General features: G+C 61.4%; 12 protein-coding genes. 6 read left to right on the forward strand and 6 right to left on the reverse strand.

The genetic code is table 11. From position 1 onward, the window contains the following. Positions 1–849: a selenium cofactor biosynthesis protein YqeC gene (yqeC, locus tag ACB035_RS16400; protein ID WP_371167727.1), complete on the forward strand. Its 849-nt coding sequence runs from the start codon at positions 1–3 to the stop codon at positions 847–849. 27 nt (positions 850–876) lie between these two features. Next, the gene (gene yqeB, locus ACB035_RS16405) at positions 877–2,469 is read left to right on the forward strand and encodes a selenium-dependent molybdenum cofactor biosynthesis protein YqeB (protein ID WP_371167728.1); all 1,593 of its coding nucleotides are present in this window, start codon (positions 877–879) and stop codon (positions 2,467–2,469) included. Positions 2,470–2,540: 71 nt separating this feature from the next. Here the strand turns inward: yqeB and ACB035_RS16410 are convergent, their stop codons facing one another. After that, a complete protein-coding gene (locus ACB035_RS16410) occupies positions 2,541–3,464 on the reverse strand; it encodes a DMT family transporter (protein WP_371167729.1) in 924 nt (307 codons plus the stop codon). Positions 3,465–3,726: 262 nt separating this feature from the next. Between ACB035_RS16410 and ACB035_RS16415 the strand changes: the two genes are divergently transcribed. The 4 genes from ACB035_RS16415 (at position 3,727) to ACB035_RS16430 (ending at position 8,042) form a co-directional block, all read left to right on the forward strand. Then, positions 3,727–4,848: an ABC transporter substrate-binding protein gene (locus ACB035_RS16415; protein ID WP_371167730.1), complete on the forward strand. Its 1,122-nt coding sequence runs from the start codon at positions 3,727–3,729 to the stop codon at positions 4,846–4,848. A 99-nt stretch (positions 4,849–4,947) separates the two neighbouring features. Then, on the forward strand, positions 4,948–6,000 hold the full coding sequence (locus tag ACB035_RS16420; protein WP_371167731.1) for a FecCD family ABC transporter permease: 1,053 nt from the start codon (positions 4,948–4,950) through the stop codon (positions 5,998–6,000). Continuing rightward, a complete protein-coding gene (locus tag ACB035_RS16425; protein ID WP_139461505.1) occupies positions 5,993–6,763 on the forward strand; it encodes an ABC transporter ATP-binding protein in 771 nt (256 codons plus the stop codon). Before ACB035_RS16420 ends, ACB035_RS16425 begins: the two co-directional genes overlap by 8 nt. A gap of 55 nt (positions 6,764–6,818) precedes the next feature. Then, positions 6,819–8,042, forward strand: coding sequence for an MFS transporter (locus tag ACB035_RS16430; protein WP_199427990.1), 1,224 nt, complete (start codon positions 6,819–6,821; stop codon positions 8,040–8,042). A 153-nt stretch (positions 8,043–8,195) separates the two neighbouring features. Here ACB035_RS16430 and arcC read toward each other — a convergent pair whose 3' ends face one another. The 5 genes from arcC to ygeW all read right to left on the reverse strand — a co-directional run bounded on the left by arcC (position 8,196) and on the right by ygeW (position 14,627). Next, the gene (gene arcC / locus ACB035_RS16435) at positions 8,196–9,128 is read right to left on the reverse strand and encodes a carbamate kinase (RefSeq protein WP_371167732.1); all 933 of its coding nucleotides are present in this window, start codon (positions 9,126–9,128) and stop codon (positions 8,196–8,198) included. Positions 9,129–9,223: 95 nt separating this feature from the next. Beyond that, positions 9,224–10,648 carry a dihydropyrimidinase gene (gene hydA / locus ACB035_RS16440; RefSeq protein WP_371167733.1) on the reverse strand — a complete coding sequence of 475 codons (1,425 nt, stop codon included), beginning with the start codon at positions 10,646–10,648 and terminating at the stop codon, positions 9,224–9,226. Positions 10,649–10,758: 110 nt separating this feature from the next. Then, positions 10,759–11,976 carry a YgeY family selenium metabolism-linked hydrolase gene (locus ACB035_RS16445; RefSeq protein WP_069528193.1) on the reverse strand — a complete coding sequence of 406 codons (1,218 nt, stop codon included), beginning with the start codon at positions 11,974–11,976 and terminating at the stop codon, positions 10,759–10,761. 125 nt (positions 11,977–12,101) lie between these two features. Then, the gene (dpaL, locus tag ACB035_RS16450; RefSeq protein WP_150996608.1) at positions 12,102–13,301 is read right to left on the reverse strand and encodes a diaminopropionate ammonia-lyase; all 1,200 of its coding nucleotides are present in this window, start codon (positions 13,299–13,301) and stop codon (positions 12,102–12,104) included. 138 nt (positions 13,302–13,439) lie between these two features. Continuing rightward, entirely contained in the window at positions 13,440–14,627 is a 1,188-nt protein-coding gene (gene ygeW / locus ACB035_RS16455) for a knotted carbamoyltransferase YgeW (RefSeq protein ID WP_371167734.1), read from the reverse strand. Positions 14,628–14,843: the final 216 nt, after the last annotated feature.

Below are 14,843 nucleotides of genomic sequence, written 5' to 3' on the forward strand. Positions count from 1 at the left end.
ATGTCGTACCCACACGCTGTTGCTGTCGCATTTCCAGATATAGAGCCGCTATTAAACTCGCTCACCAAAAATATTGATAGCCATACCACCTTAATTAGCCTCTGCGGGGCCGGTGGAAAAACCAGCACCCTGTTCTGGCTGGCGGAATATTTCTATCAACAGGGTAAAAGGGTGCTAATTACCACCACCACCAGGATGTTTCTGCCTGCCCCGTCACACTATCGGGAATTGATTATCGAGACGGATCCCGTTCGTCAACTTACCCGCTGTCAGGCGCTACCGGATGGCCCGGCGCTGGTTGCCCTGTTCAGCCATCTCGATGAGCGCACCAGAAAGGTGGCGGGCCCCACGCCCCAGCAGATTGATCTCATAAAGGGGCAGCAGCGCTTCGATCTCATCCTGGTCGAAGCGGATGGCGCCCATCACAAGTTATTGAAAGTGCCCGCTTTGCACGAACCTTGCATTCCTCAGCACAGTGATTGGGTGATCGCCCTGACGGGCGGCGCCATGGTGGGGGCCAAGGCCGACCCGCAGCAGATCCACCGCTGGGCAGAGCTTCAGGCCCTGTGCGGGATAGAGGCCGGTGACCCCCTCGACTGGGCCCTGTTTCACAAGCTGCTCTCCCACCCCGAGGGGCTGTTCAAGGGCACCCCGGCCAGGGCGAGCCGGATCTGGTTTATCAATGGGGATTATCAAAATGAGGCATCGTGGCTGACTGAATTGATAAAGCTGCATAGTCGCCACCCCGAGATCCATGCCATCTGGCAGGGGGCGGTTCGCGAACCACAGCCCATTCGCCTCGCACTCGGTTACTTCGCTCAGGATGAGGCACTGCCGCCTCGCCCATGATGGTTTAAGGATAAGAAGAGGTACCTTATGAATCTGTTTGCACACGCAGCCCGACTGGAACAGGAGAACAAGCCCTTTGCCATGGCCCAGATCATCGAGAGCCGGGGCTCCACCCCGCGCCATCAGGCCCAGATGCTGGTGATGGCCGATGGCCAGATCCTCGGTACCATCGGCGGCGGCATGATCGAACGGCTGGTGATCGAGGAAGCGATGGCCGCCATTGCCGAACGCAAGCCGCGCATCTTCCATGGCCGGATGGCCCGCAACGGTGAACATGCGGTAGGGTCGGATTGTGGCGGTGCCATGTCAGTCTATATCGATGTATATGGTCTGCGACCACGGCTGGTGCTCATTGGTGCCGGCCACGTCAACCGGGCGCTGGCCCATGCCGCCGCGCCGCTGGGTTTTGATATCCATGTCGGCGACTGCTTTGAAGGGAGCCTCAACCCCGATCACTTCCCCGCCGGTACCCATCTCAAACAGGCCGATACCATCAGCGCGGTGATCGAGGCGCTAGCCATCGAGCCCACCAACTTCGTCATCATCGCCACCAACCATCAGGACAAGGAGGCGCTGGAGCGGCTCATCAATCGCCCCCTCGCCTATCTGGGGCTGCTCGCCAGCAAGCGCAAGGTACAGACCTTCACCCAGGCGCTGCGCCAGCAAGGGGTGAGCCAGGAACAACTGCAGCGGCTGCACGCCCCCATCGGCTACAACATAGGTGCCGAGACCCCCGAGGAGATCGCCATCAGCATCCTCGCCGAGCTGCTTCAAGTGAAAAACGGCAAATCGGGTGGGCTAATGCAGGATGACGTGCGTCTCAAGCGGGATCAACTGGTGGTGATGCGCGGCTCCGGCGATATCGCCACCGGGGTGGCGCTGCGCCTGCACAATGCAGGCTTCAAGGTGGTGATGCTGGATCTCGACAAACCCACGGTGATCCGCCGCACCGTCGCATTCGCCCAGGGGATGTTTGACGGCGAAACCTGTGTCGAAGGGGTGCGCGCCAAGCGGGTCGAGAACGTCGAGCAGGCGTTCGAGCAGCTGGATCGGGGCATTATCCCGCTGCTGGTTGATCCCGACTGCGCAACCCTGAGTGAGCTCAAGCCCCGCTATCTGGTGGATGCCATTTTGGCCAAGCAGAATCTCGGCACCCACAAGGAGATGGCCCCCATCACGGTGGCACTCGGCCCGGGCTTTGAAGCGGGGCGCGACTGCGATGCAGTGATCGAGACCAACCGTGGCCACCATCTTGGGCGAGTCATCTATCAGGGCCCCGCCCAGCCCAACACCGGCATTCCCGGGGTGATCGAGGGGCACTCCGCCCGCCGGGTGGTGCGTGCCCCCGCCCCCGGTGTGATGAAGAGCCTGATCAAGCTCGGTGATCTGGTGCAGGAGGGAGATGTGATCGCCCATGTAGGGGATACCCCCATTATCGCGCCCCTCTCCGGCATGGTGCGGGGATTGCTCAGCGATGGCATCGAGGTGACCATCGGCTTCAAGATCGGTGACATCGACCCCAGAGGCGAGCGGGCCGACGCCACTACGGTATCGGACAAGGCCCGCGCTATCGGTGGCGCCGTACTCGAAGCCATGATGCATCTGGCCCAGCGCCGATAAGAGAGTGTTCTTAAAACCAGAAGGGCCCGCCATGATGGCGGGCCCTTTGTATTTCGTTGCCGACAATCAACTCAGCCGTGCTTGATGCGGGTCTCCCCCGCCACCGACACAACCGACCGCTTGCCCTTGCGGCTGATGACGAGAAGCGCCAGCACGATAAGGGCGATGCCGCTCCCCTCCACCGGCCCCGGATTTTCACCAAGCAGCCACCATGAGAGCAGCACGCCGCTCACCGGCACCGCCAGGGTACTGAGGCTGGCGATCCCGGCCGGCAGCTTTTTCAATACGAACAGCCAGAGGCTCCAGGCCAGCGCCGTGGCGAAGATGGCGCTGTAGGCGAGCGCACCAAACACATAGGGCTGCCAGTCGATGGGTCGCTCCGGCACCAGCGCCGCCACCACGGCCATCACCATGGTGGCGTAGATCATCTGCCAGGTGGTGAGGGACATCAGATCCACCGAAGGGTGGCGGGCATACATCCGCTTGGCGATGATGGCGCTGATCCCCCAGCAGATGCCGGAGAGGATTGCCAAGAGCGCACTCTTGAGGGACTCAAGATGCAGCAGCCAGGGCTGGATCACCAACAGCAACCCGCAGGCCGCCACCCCGACCGCCAGATAGTGCAGCTTGCGCATCCGCTCGCCGAGAAAGAGCGCCGCGAAGATCACCACCCAGAACGGCATGGTGTAGCTCAGAATAGCCACCTTGCCCGCCCCGCCGCTGATCAACGCCCACTGGGCCAACCCCACCATGCCGCAGGTCTGGAACAGGGCGATGGCTAATGTATAGCGAAGCGGGGTGGGTTTGAGATAACGGCGGCCGCGCAGGGCCAGCACCAACAACAACACCAATGAACCGCACAGGCAGCGCAGGGCGGTGAACTCGAACGCCCCCGCGTAGAGCATTACCTGCTTCATCACGATCCAGCTGTAACTCCAGATGGCGGTGAGCAGAACAAGCCCCCCCAGCGCCGCCATATTGATCTTTGTGCTCATTACTCTGCCTTTTTGGCGCCTGTGCGCCTGCATGCCGGGCTAACCAGCCCCGAAATGAACCATCTTACTCTTGTGGGGGCCGACAGCCCAAACGTGCACGCCCCCTGAAGAGGGGCGGTGGCGAAGAACCTTGCCAAGGTGGGCCTCGAACGACCAACACGCTATATACATCCCTTATCTGACCCCTGGTAAAATCGATTGCCATCATCAAATGCAAATGCTAATACTTCTCACCCCAAAATCCGTTCAAGGTTTTCACAAGATGTTTCGTCCCCCCCTGGCAAAGTTGCTGCTGCTCGGTCAGCTCGCCCTGATGAGCTGGATGGCGCAGGCAAATCCCCCGGTTGAAGTAGAAGATGTGATGGGCCGCAAGGTCTCCCTCAGCCTGCCGGCCAGCCGTATCGTGCTCGGTTTCTATCCCGAGGATTATCTGGCCGTGGCCGGTGAAGGCGGCGCCGATCGGCTGGTGGGCATGTCCCGTGGCTGGTTCGTCAAGTCCCGCCCCGCCATCTGGTCGCTCTATGTCGCCAGCCTGCCGCAACTGGCCAAGGTGCCTGACCTTGGCAATGTGCAGGATCAGAGCTTCTCCATCGAGAAGACCCTGGCGGTCAAGCCCGATTTGCTGATCCTGGCGAAGTGGCAATATGAGGCCCTCGGCCCGGATCTGCCACGCTTCGAACAGGCCGGGATCCCGGTGGTGGTCATCGACTACAACGCCCAGACCCTGGAGCGCCACATGGCAAGCACCTTGCTGCTGGGCAAGGTGACAGGTCAGGAAGCTCGTGCCCAACAGATGGCCGACGAATACAAGGCCAAGATTGACATCATCACCTCCCGCATCGCCGCCGCGAAGCGCCAGCCCCCTCGGGTCTATATCGAGCTGGGTGACAAGGGCCCGGCCGAGTACAGCTACACCTATGGCAAGGACATGTGGGGCGCGATGGCCCTGCTGGCCGGGGGTGACAACGTCGCGGCTCCCTTCGTCGAGCGCTGGGGCCCCATCCATCCTGAGCAACTGCTGGCGAGCAAACCCGAGGTCATCCTGATGGCGGGCTACGAGAGCGTGAGCAGCGCAGAGGCGATGCAGGTTGGCCAGGATGTGTCGGCAGAGACCGTGCGCCAGCGTTTGCAAGGCTTTGCCGCCCGTCCGGGCTGGAGCGAGTTGCCCGCAGTGCAGCAGGGTCGCCTCTATGCGGTCTATCACGGCGCCACCCGCAGCATCATGGATGCCGCGCTCATCGAGTTCATGGCCAAGGCCCTCTACCCGGATCTGTTCCAGGATCTCGATCCACAGGCCACCTATCAGGGCTTCTACCAGCGCTATCTGCCCATCCGCCCCCAAGGCACCTTTATGCTGGGCATCAAGCAGGGTGACGCAAACTGAATCTGGTTGTTCGGGCTCTGCCTGTCTAGGCAAAGCCCTCTTCATCCCTCTTTCACCCTTGTGGGCGCCTCTCATGGCGCCCGTTTCAGGATTGTCATCATGAATGATTTGGCTGCCCTGCAGCAGACCCTCGCCCGCCAGCGGCAACGGGAGCGCCGTCGCGGGCACTGGCTCCTGCTGCTCACTCTGGTGCTGTGCATTACCCTGGTGCTCGACATCGCCACCGGCCCCTCTCTGCTGCCACTGGGCGAAGTGGTCGATGCCCTGCTCGGCCCTAGCCAGGCCGATCCCATGACCCGCACCATAGTCCATGACATGCGCCTGCCCATCGCCCTGATGGCGCTGGTGGTCGGTGCTGCGCTGGGCCTTGGCGGCGTCCAGATGCAGACTCTGCTGGATAACCCGCTGGCCAGCCCCTACACCCTGGGGCTCGCGGCGGCAGCGGGGCTCGGTGCCGCACTGGCGCTCTATACCGGCGGTCTTGGACTCCCTCCCCTGGTTGCCATTCCGGCTGGCGCCTTCATCCTCTGCATGTTTGCCGCGAGCCTTTTATTTGGCCTTGCCATGATGCGCAATGTCAGCAGCCAGACCCTGATCCTGGCGGGCATCGCCCTGCTGTTCCTGTTCCAGTCCCTGCTCTCCCTGCTGCAGTTTCTCTCCTCCCCCGAGCTCAACCAGCAGATCCTGTTCTGGCTGTTTGGCAGCCTGATGCGCACCACCTGGGACTCCCTGATCATCACCGCCGCCATCACCCTGATCTGCACCCTGCTCATCTACCGGGATGCCTGGGCCCTCACCAGCCTTCGCCTCGGGGAAGCCCGCGCCCGCAGCCTCGGGGTCAACGTGGACAGGTTGCGCATGAAGACCCTGATCCTGGTCGCCCTGCTCACCGCCACCGCCACCAGTTTCGTCGGTGTCATCGGCTTCGTTGGCCTGGTGGCACCCCATATCGCTCGCATGCTGGTGGGGGAAGATCAGCGCTTTTTGATCCCGCTCTCGGCCCTGTGCGGCGCCTGCATGCTCTCGGCGGCCTCAGTGCTCTCGAAGTCCATTATTCCGGGGGCCCTCTTTCCCATCGGCATTGTCACCGCTCTGATTGGCGTGCCCTTCTTCATCTGGTTGATCCTCGGCAGGGGGCGTAAACGTGCTTGAAATATCCCGACTCACCCTCTCCCTCGGCCAGCAGACCCTGCTGCGAGAGCTCAACCTCACCCTGCATCCGGGTCAAGTCCACGTGATCATCGGTCCGAACGGTACCGGCAAGACCTCCTTGATGCGCACCCTCTTTGGTGAACTGACCCCGGATGGCGGCGATATCCGTCTGGGGGGCCAGAGTGCCCGCCAGATGACGCAGGCCAAGTGGCGCCAGCAGTTTGGCTACATGCCCCAGAACATCCAGCTGGAGCTGGACTTGAGCGTCATCGAAGTGGTGGTACTGGGGCGCCTCGACAGCCTCTCCATGCGTCTGGCGGACGAGGACATCCTGGCGGCAGGTCGCGCCCTGCAGGCGCTCGGCATCGCCCATCTGGCGGATCGCCCCCTCTACTCCTTGAGCGGCGGCCAGCGACAGATGGTACTGTTCGCCCAGGTGCTGCTGCGCGATCCCCGCATCATGATGCTGGACGAGCCGGTCAGCGCCCTGGATCTGCACCACCAGATGCAACTGATGGAGCACCTGTGTCAGCAGACCCGCGAGCAGCAGTGGATCACCCTGGTGGTGCTGCACGATCTCAACCTCGCAGCCCAATTTGCCGATCAGCTGATCGTGCTGGCAGGGGGCGATCTGCAGGCCTTCGGCCCCCCCGCCCGGGTGCTCGACGCGGCCCTCATCGAGCGCCTCTACCATGTGCCGGTGGAGATAAGCCACGATCAGAGCGGCATCCCCTTCCTCAGAACCGTTCGAAAGGCCTCATGACACAGCGCTGCGCCCCCCCTGCAACCACCTACCCACGCGCTGGCGGGAGGCGCACATGAACGGCGCCTCCTACTGGCGGGACTGGCAGGGCATGAGCCCGGCTGCCCGCCTGCTTATCACCAACGGGCTGGCCTTCAACCTCGGCTTCTACATGATGATGCCCTTCCTCGCCCAGCACATGGGTAGCGGGCTGGGTCTCGCCGGTTGGGCCTGTGGCCTGGTCATGGGGATGCGGGTCTTCAGCCAGCAGGGGCTCTTTCTCTTGGGGGGCACCCTTGGGGATCGCATCGGCTATCACCCCGCCATCGTCTGGGGCTGCCTGGTGCGCTCCATAGGCTTCGTGTTGCTCGGCTGGGCCGAGTCCCTGCCCATCCTGCTGCTGGCCGCCGCCCTCACCGGCTTTGCGGGGGCCCTGTTCACCCCTTGCGCCCAGGCGTATCTTGCCAGCGAATGCCACAACCCGAGCCAGCGTCAGCGCGCCTTTGCCCTGCACAATCTCGCCAGCGAGGCGGGCATGCTGCTCGGGCCCCTGGTTGGACTGACACTGACCCAGCAGAGCTATACCCTGACCGGCTTGTTGGCGGCGAGTCTGTTCGCCCTGCTCGGCGTGCTGCAATACCGGGTGCTACCCAAACGCCCGGTGAGCCACCAGAGTCCGCGTGGCGCCATTTTGCGCCAATGGAGAGAGATAGTGCGCCAGCGCCCATTTATCGTGTTTACCCTGCTGGCGGGCAGCTACCAGATCCTGTTCCACCAGCTCTATCTCGCCCTGCCCGCCCATATCCAGAGTCTGCCGGATGCCACCCACCTGCTCGGCGGCGTCTTTACCCTCTCGGCGGTGATCGGCGTCCTGCTCCAGCTACCAGCCTCCCGTCTGGTAGAGAGGCACCTGGGAGTGCCGCTCGCCATGGGGTTGGGTATCGGGATGATGGGCTTGAGCTACCTGGCTCTACCGCTGCTGGCACCTTGGCCGACGGCAGGCGTGTTGACGCAGGTAGCCCTGCTATCGCTCGGATCCATTCTCTGCTTCCCACTCTTTTCCGCCCAACTGCCCCGATACGCCCCTCCCGAGCAGCTCGGCAGCTACTACGGCTTCTATGCCAGCGCTGGCGGCTGCATGGCGCTCTTTGGCAACCTGCTCATCGGTTTTATGTTGGGGGATGCGGGCAGCCACCCCGCCACAGTCATCTGGCTGCTGCTGGCGATGATTGGTTTGCTCGCCGGTATCGGCCTCTACAGGTTTCTGCCATCCACAAAAACCGGTTGCCACTCCAACTAGCCCCATTGCCACTCCCACAGAGCGGTTCATCTGGCCTGCAGAACACGATCGACAGTGATGATCCGTCACCGCCATCCCAATAAAACTGAGTGTGGAGCCAAGGCTCCACACTCTATCAGGGGGCCGGATGCCCCTGCGGGTCAATACGCATGATTACAAGCTGATCACGGTACCGGTCTTGCCAGCGATCCCCTCGGCTGCCTTTTCCAGCAGGGTGATGAGGGATTTGCGCCCCGGCAGGGATGTCGCAAACGAGAGCGCCGCCTCCACCTTGGGCAACATGGATCCCTTGGCAAACTGCCCCTGTGCGATAAAGCTGTTGGCATCGGCCACGCTCAGGGTATCGAGCCACTGCACCTCGGGCTTGCCGAAGTTGATGGCTACTTTTTCTACCGCCGTGAGGATGATCAGCATGTCGGCGTCGATAAGCTCCGCCAGCTTGGCACTGGCCCAATCCTTGTCGATCACTGCGCTGGCGCCGCGCAGGTGATTGCCCTCGCGCAGCACCGGAATGCCGCCGCCCCCGACGGTGATCACCACCTGACCGGCAGCCAGCATGGCAGAGACGGTCTCTTTCTCGATGATGTCGACGGGTTTGGGGGATGCCACTACCCGGCGATAGCCGCGACCGGCATCCTCTTTGAGCCGCTCCCCCTTGGCCATCAATGCTTCGGCCTCCTCCTTGCTGAAGAAACCGCCGATGGGTTTGCTCGGGTCGAGGAAGGCGGGATCGTTTTTATCCACCTCCACCTGGGTCACCAAAGTGGCAACCGGCTTGTGAATACCACGCGCCAGCAAGGCCTCGCGCAGGGCGTTTTGCAGGTCATAACCGATATAACCCTGACTCAGGGCCACGCAGACCGACATGGGCAGATGGGGCGCCTTGGAGTCATGACGGGCCGCCACCTCGAACGCCTGCTGGATCATTCCCACCTGCGGGCCGTTGCCGTGGGTCACCACCACCTCGTGCCCCTGGGCGATCAGGTCGGCAATGGTGCCCGCCGTGCTCTGCACCGCTTTCATCTGCTCGGGCAGGTTGTTGCCCAGCGCATTGCCGCCAAGGGCCAGTACGATTCTCTGTTTCATCTTGTTATCTCCAGTGATGGGACAAGCCGGCGCGATACCGGCCCACCTTTCGTTGTTCACATAACCTTGCTGCTCTGCGTGTTTCGAACGGATTGTCAGCCTGCCACCGCGGGGCAAGGCCAGTGCAGATCCGGCGCCAAGGCCGGGTCAAAGGGCGCTCTGGCCAGAAAGCGGCCGTGACCACGGCGCCCCAGAAACTCGCCATCGCGGGCCACTATCTCGCCGCGACTCAGGGTCAGCCTGATCCGGCCGGGGCAATGCATCCCCTCGTAGGGGCTGTAGTCGCCGTTGTCGTGCAACTGTTGATGGGAAATCAGGGTGTCACCACGGGGATCCATGATCACCAGATCGGCGTCAGCCCCCGGTTGCAGGTTGCCCTTGCGCGGCCAGAGGCCAAACAGGCGCGCCGGGTTGGCGCTGGTGAGAGCTACAAAGCGTGATGGCGAGATGCGCCCCCCCAGCACCCCGTGGGCAAACAGCAGCAGCATCCGGTTTTCGACCCCAGGCAAGCCGTTGGGGCAGCGGCTGAAATCGCCACCTGACAAGGTCATGCGCTGGGCGTGGGAGAAGTTGCAGTGATCGGTCGCCACCGTGTCGATGTCACCAGCTGCGATGCCGACCCACAGCTTGTCCTGCTCACAGCGCGAGCGCAGCGGCGGGCTCAGCAGGAAGTCGACCCCGTTCTCCTTGTAATAACACTGCTCATCGAGCAGCAGATATTGCGGGCAGGTCTCTACCCAGACCGGCTGGCCCTGACGGCGCGCCAGTTTCAGATACTCCAGCCCCAAGCCGTTGGAGAGATGGACGATATAGAGCGGCGCATTGCCCGCGAGCCCCGCCAGATTGATCATCCGGGCGATGGCCTCCGCCTCGCACTGCAGCGGGCGGCTTTGCGGGTGATACCAGGGCTCACAATGGCCGGCGGCCAGCAGAGCAGCCCGGCGCGCCGCAATGGCGGCGTCGTTCTCGGGGTGAACGGTGGCAAGCGCCCCCACCTCTTTGAGGCGGGCCAGGGCGCGCAGCACGTCGTGGTCCCCCAGCTTGTACTGGTAGGTAAGATAGAGCTTGAAGCTGCTGATCCCCTCCTCCTGCACCATGGTGGCCATCTCGTGGAGGATGGCGTCATCCACATGCTGAACAACGCCATGAAAGCTGTAATCGACCACTGCCTGATCGGCGGCGTAGTCGTGATAGCGGGCCAGCTGGTGATGCAGGTTGCACCCCGCCGGGCCAAATCCCATGTGATCGACGATGGTGGTGGTGCCACCACAGGCGGCGGCACGGGTACCGCTGAAAAAGTCATCGCAACTGCGGGCAATCCCGGCATCAATGTTGAAGTGGGTGTGGACATCGATACCGCCCGGCATCACGTAGCAGCCGCTGGCATCGATCACGTCGGTCTCGCCATCGGGCTGGATATCGGCGGCGCGCTCAAGGATCACCCCGTTCTCGATCAGCAGATCCTGACGATATTCACCCTGCGCATCGACCAGCACACCGTGTTTGATCAGCCGTTTCATCCTCACCACCTCGCACATCAGCTCGCGTCAAACAGCAAGGCCCCGCCTCAATGGAGACGGGGCACTTTCAACAGCTGGGCGGCGATGGCAGTCACCACCCGGCAGACCCCTTACTTGTCCAGCTCGGCCAGATAGAGCATGGGGATCACGGCGTACATGGCGGCGCACTTGACCAGATGCTCTTTCCAGGTCTTCTCATTCGGGGCGTGGGCCTCCGGCTCTTTACCCGGGCCAAAGCCGATGACCGGAATACCGTGACGACCCATGATGGAGACCCCGTTGGTCGAGAAGGTCCACTTGTCTACCACCGGCTCCTTGTTGAACAGCTCGCGATAAGCCTTGGAGAGGGTTTTGACGGTGATGTGATCCTCTTCCACCTTCCAGGTCGGGAAGTAGCACTCGGTCGGGTAGACCAGACCGGTATAGGCCGGACGGTCGTACTGATACATGGAGACCTCGGCACCGGCGGCTTGCACCGCAGGCAGGGCCCGGATCTCGTCGAGCGCCCCTTGCCAGGTCTCGCCCCAGGTGAGGCGGCGGTCGATGGAGACGGCGCAGCTATCTGCCACGGCGCAGCGGCTTGGCGAAGTGAAGAAGATCTCGGAGACGGTCAGGGTACCCTTGCCGAGGAAGTCGTCATGACCGAGGTTGTGGCTGAGCTCCTGCAATTCGCCGAGGATGGGGCCCATCTTGAAGATGGCGTTGTCACCGCGCTCCGGCGCCGAGCCGTGGCAGCTAACCCCCTGCACTTCCACACGGATCTCCATGCGACCACGCTGGCCACGGTAGATCTGGCAGTCGGTGGGTTCGGTACTGACCACGAACTCGGGGCGGATCTTGCTCTGCTCGATGATGTACTGCCAGCAGAGGCCATCGCAGTCCTCCTCCTGCACGGTACCGGTCACCAGCAGGGTGTACTGATCTTCCAGTCCCAAATCCTTGATGATCTTGCCCGCATAGACCATGGATGCCATGCCGCCTTCTTGGTCAGATGCGCCGCGGCCACCGATGATCTCGTGATCTTCCATCCCCTCATAGGGGTCGAACTTCCAGTTGGCCATGTTGCCGACGCCCACGGTATCGATGTGGGCATCCATGGCGATCAGGTGCGGGCCGTGGCCGATATAGCCCAGCACGTTGCCCATGGGGTCGATCTCGACCTTGTCAAAGCCAACCTTCTCCATCTCCTGCTTGATGCGCAGCACGACGCGCTCTTCATCGCAGCTCTCGCTCGGGATGGCGATCATGTCGCGCAGGAACTGACTCATCTCGGCCTTGTACTGGTAGGCCTTCTCCAACACCATTTCAAACGGAATTTGCTTGCTCATTGTGATTCTCCATAACAACTGAGAGTGCGCGGCCTGTTCGTCGACAGCGCCCTGTGCCCGTTACCGCACCCCGTTGGCGAGGTGCGATCAGTTCTCCAATTCGTGTCTCTGCTCTGGCGGGAGAGTTAGTCGCAGGCAGGATGCTTGCCTTCCCACACCACTTCCCGGTAGTGGGTCACATCGGTGTCCCCTTCGGTGTTGATGATCAGCACCACGGAGTCGCGACTTAGCCCGAGACGTTCCATCAGCGCCGCGCGATCCGGGTGGTGACGCACTGCCGCCAGCACGCCGGTACCGACCGAGCCGGACTCACCGGAGATGATGCGCGGATCATTGCCAAGGGGGTTGCCGAGCACTCTCATGCCCAATGCCGACACCTTGTCGTGACAGGAGATGAACTGGGTGGTGCAGCTTCTGAGCAGCGGCCAACCGAGGGGGTTGGGTTCGCCACAGGCGAGACCGGCCATGATGGTGCGCATATCGCCCCCCACGTTGACCATCTCCCCCGCCACACCGGAGCGGTAGATGCAGTCAGCCTGATCCGGCTCGACGACTATGCTGTGCAGGTTTTTTGCTCCGAAGCAGTCCACCAGATAACCCAGCACCCCGCCCGCCAGCGCCCCGACCCCGGCCTGCAGCAGCACGTGGGTGGGCTGCTTGATGCCCATGGCCTGCATCTGCTCGACCGCTTCGTCGGCCAGGGTGGAGTAACCCTGCATGATCCAGGTCGGGATCTTGGTGTAACCCTCCCAAGCGGTGTCCTGCACTATGTGCCAGCCGCGCTCTTCGGCCATCTTCATGGTCAGGCGCACGGTGTCGTCGTAGTTCATGTCGGTGACGATGCACTCGGCACCGAGATTGAGAATGTGGTCAACCCGCTCCTGGGCAGAGCCCTTGGGCATGTAGACCACCGCATGCTGACCCACCTGCTTGGCGGCCCAGGCGACGCCACGACCGTGGTTGCCATCAGTGGTGGTGGCGAAGGTCATCGGCTCCTTGATGGTGCGTTTGATGAGATCGAAGGAGAAATCTTCGATGGCCACCCCGTACTTTTCACAGAGCAGGTTGGCGATGGCATAAACGCCACCCAGCATCTTGAAGGCATTGAGGCCAAAGCGCTTTGACTCGTCCTTGACCAATATATTTTTCACCCCGATATAGGCGGCCAGATCTTTCAGGTCGCACAATGGGGTCGGCTCATAACCGGCCAGTTTTTTATGAAAAGCGCGAGCCTTTTGTGCTTCGGCGCGAGAAAACAGCGGAGATGGCTCGGCGGTAAAAAAGCGGTTATCGGCAATATCCATCTTCAGCGAAAATTGGGACATGCTTACCTCACTAGGCGTTACCTGACAAAGAGCTGCCTCGCCGGGAGATCCGTTATCCAGATACCACGGGGAGAAAACTCGAAATAATGGATTCGACAGCGTGGGCAGGATGAATATTCACCCTGCCCCTGCTGTTATTTATTTCACCCGCTTTTGCGCCTCTTTAATCAGATTTTCCAGGGTTTCTGCCGGCGCGGAGAATTTACGAGCCATGATCATGGCGGCGATAATATAGGGCTTCCAGCTCGCCTCTTTATAAGTGGCGATACGATATTTCTCGAATACCCCTTCGGTCACTTCACCCTCTTTGCAAGAGACGCCGGAAATATCGGCCGGCAGGCAGTGCATATAGAGCGCCTCGCCCCCCTTGGTGAGCTTCATCATCTCCTCGGTGCAGTGCCAATCCTTGTGCTTGGCGTTCTGCTCAAGGCAATGTTTCTCCAGCTCTTTGAGACCGGCGTGGTCATTGGCACGCAACAGCTCGGTACGCTGCTCCATCACCTTGTAGGGAGCCCAGGACTTGGGATAGACGATATCTGCATCCTTGAAAGCCTCTTCCATGGAGGTGACCTGACGGAAGCTGCCGCCGGAGGCCTTGGCATTCTCTTTGGCCACTTCGATCACGTCCGGGATCAGGTCATACCCCTCCGGATGGGCCAGGGTCACATCCATACCGAAGCGTGTCATCAGACCTATGATGCCCTGCGGCACGGAGAGCGGCTTGCCGTAGCTCGGGGAGTAGGCCCAGGTCATGGCAATCTTCTTGCCCTTGAGGCTCTCCAGGCTGCCAAAGTGCTCCTGCAACCAGGCGAGATCAGCCATGGACTGGGTCGGGTGATCAATGTCGCACTGCAGGTTGACCAGCGCCGGACGCTGGGGCAGCACCCCCTTCTCGAACCCTTCATCCAGTGCCGCGCCCACTTCACGCATATAGGCGTTACCGGCACCGAGGAACATGTCGTCACGGATGCCGATGGCATCGGCGCAGAAGGAAATCATGTTGGCCGTTTCACGGACGGTCTCGCCGTGGGCGATCTGGGATTTACCCTCATCCAGATCCTGCTGGGCCAGACCGAGCAGGTTCAGCGCAGAGGCGTAAGAGAAGCGGGTTCGGGTGGAGTTATCGCGGAAAACCGAGATACCGAGCCCGCTGTTAAACACTTTGGTGCAGATATTTTCGGCGCGCAGGGTCTTGAGGGATTCGGCCAGTTTCAATACCAGCTCCAGCTCCTGAGGCGTTTGCTCCCAGGTCAGCAGAAAATCTTTTTCATGCAGGTTGGATTTGAGTGCTCTGATCTCTTTGATTAATTCGTTAACTGCTTTCATCGTTCGCCCCAATCATTGGATGAGATATGGATAGCTCCCCTTTCACTCACGATGTCACCAGCATCCCGGTTGTGGGTGAGCGCGTCGGTTAGCGTCGATATGAGGCAATCAATAACCGTGCCAAACCAATAAAATGCAGGCAGATATTAATAAATGGCGAAAGTGTGTGATGCCACCCACAAAATCAGCGGCTATTTAAGCGGTTTATTCAATAAA

The sequence above is a fragment of the Aeromonas sp. S12(2024) genome (genome assembly GCF_041402305.1).
GTDB lineage: Bacteria > Pseudomonadota > Gammaproteobacteria > Enterobacterales > Aeromonadaceae > Aeromonas > Aeromonas veronii.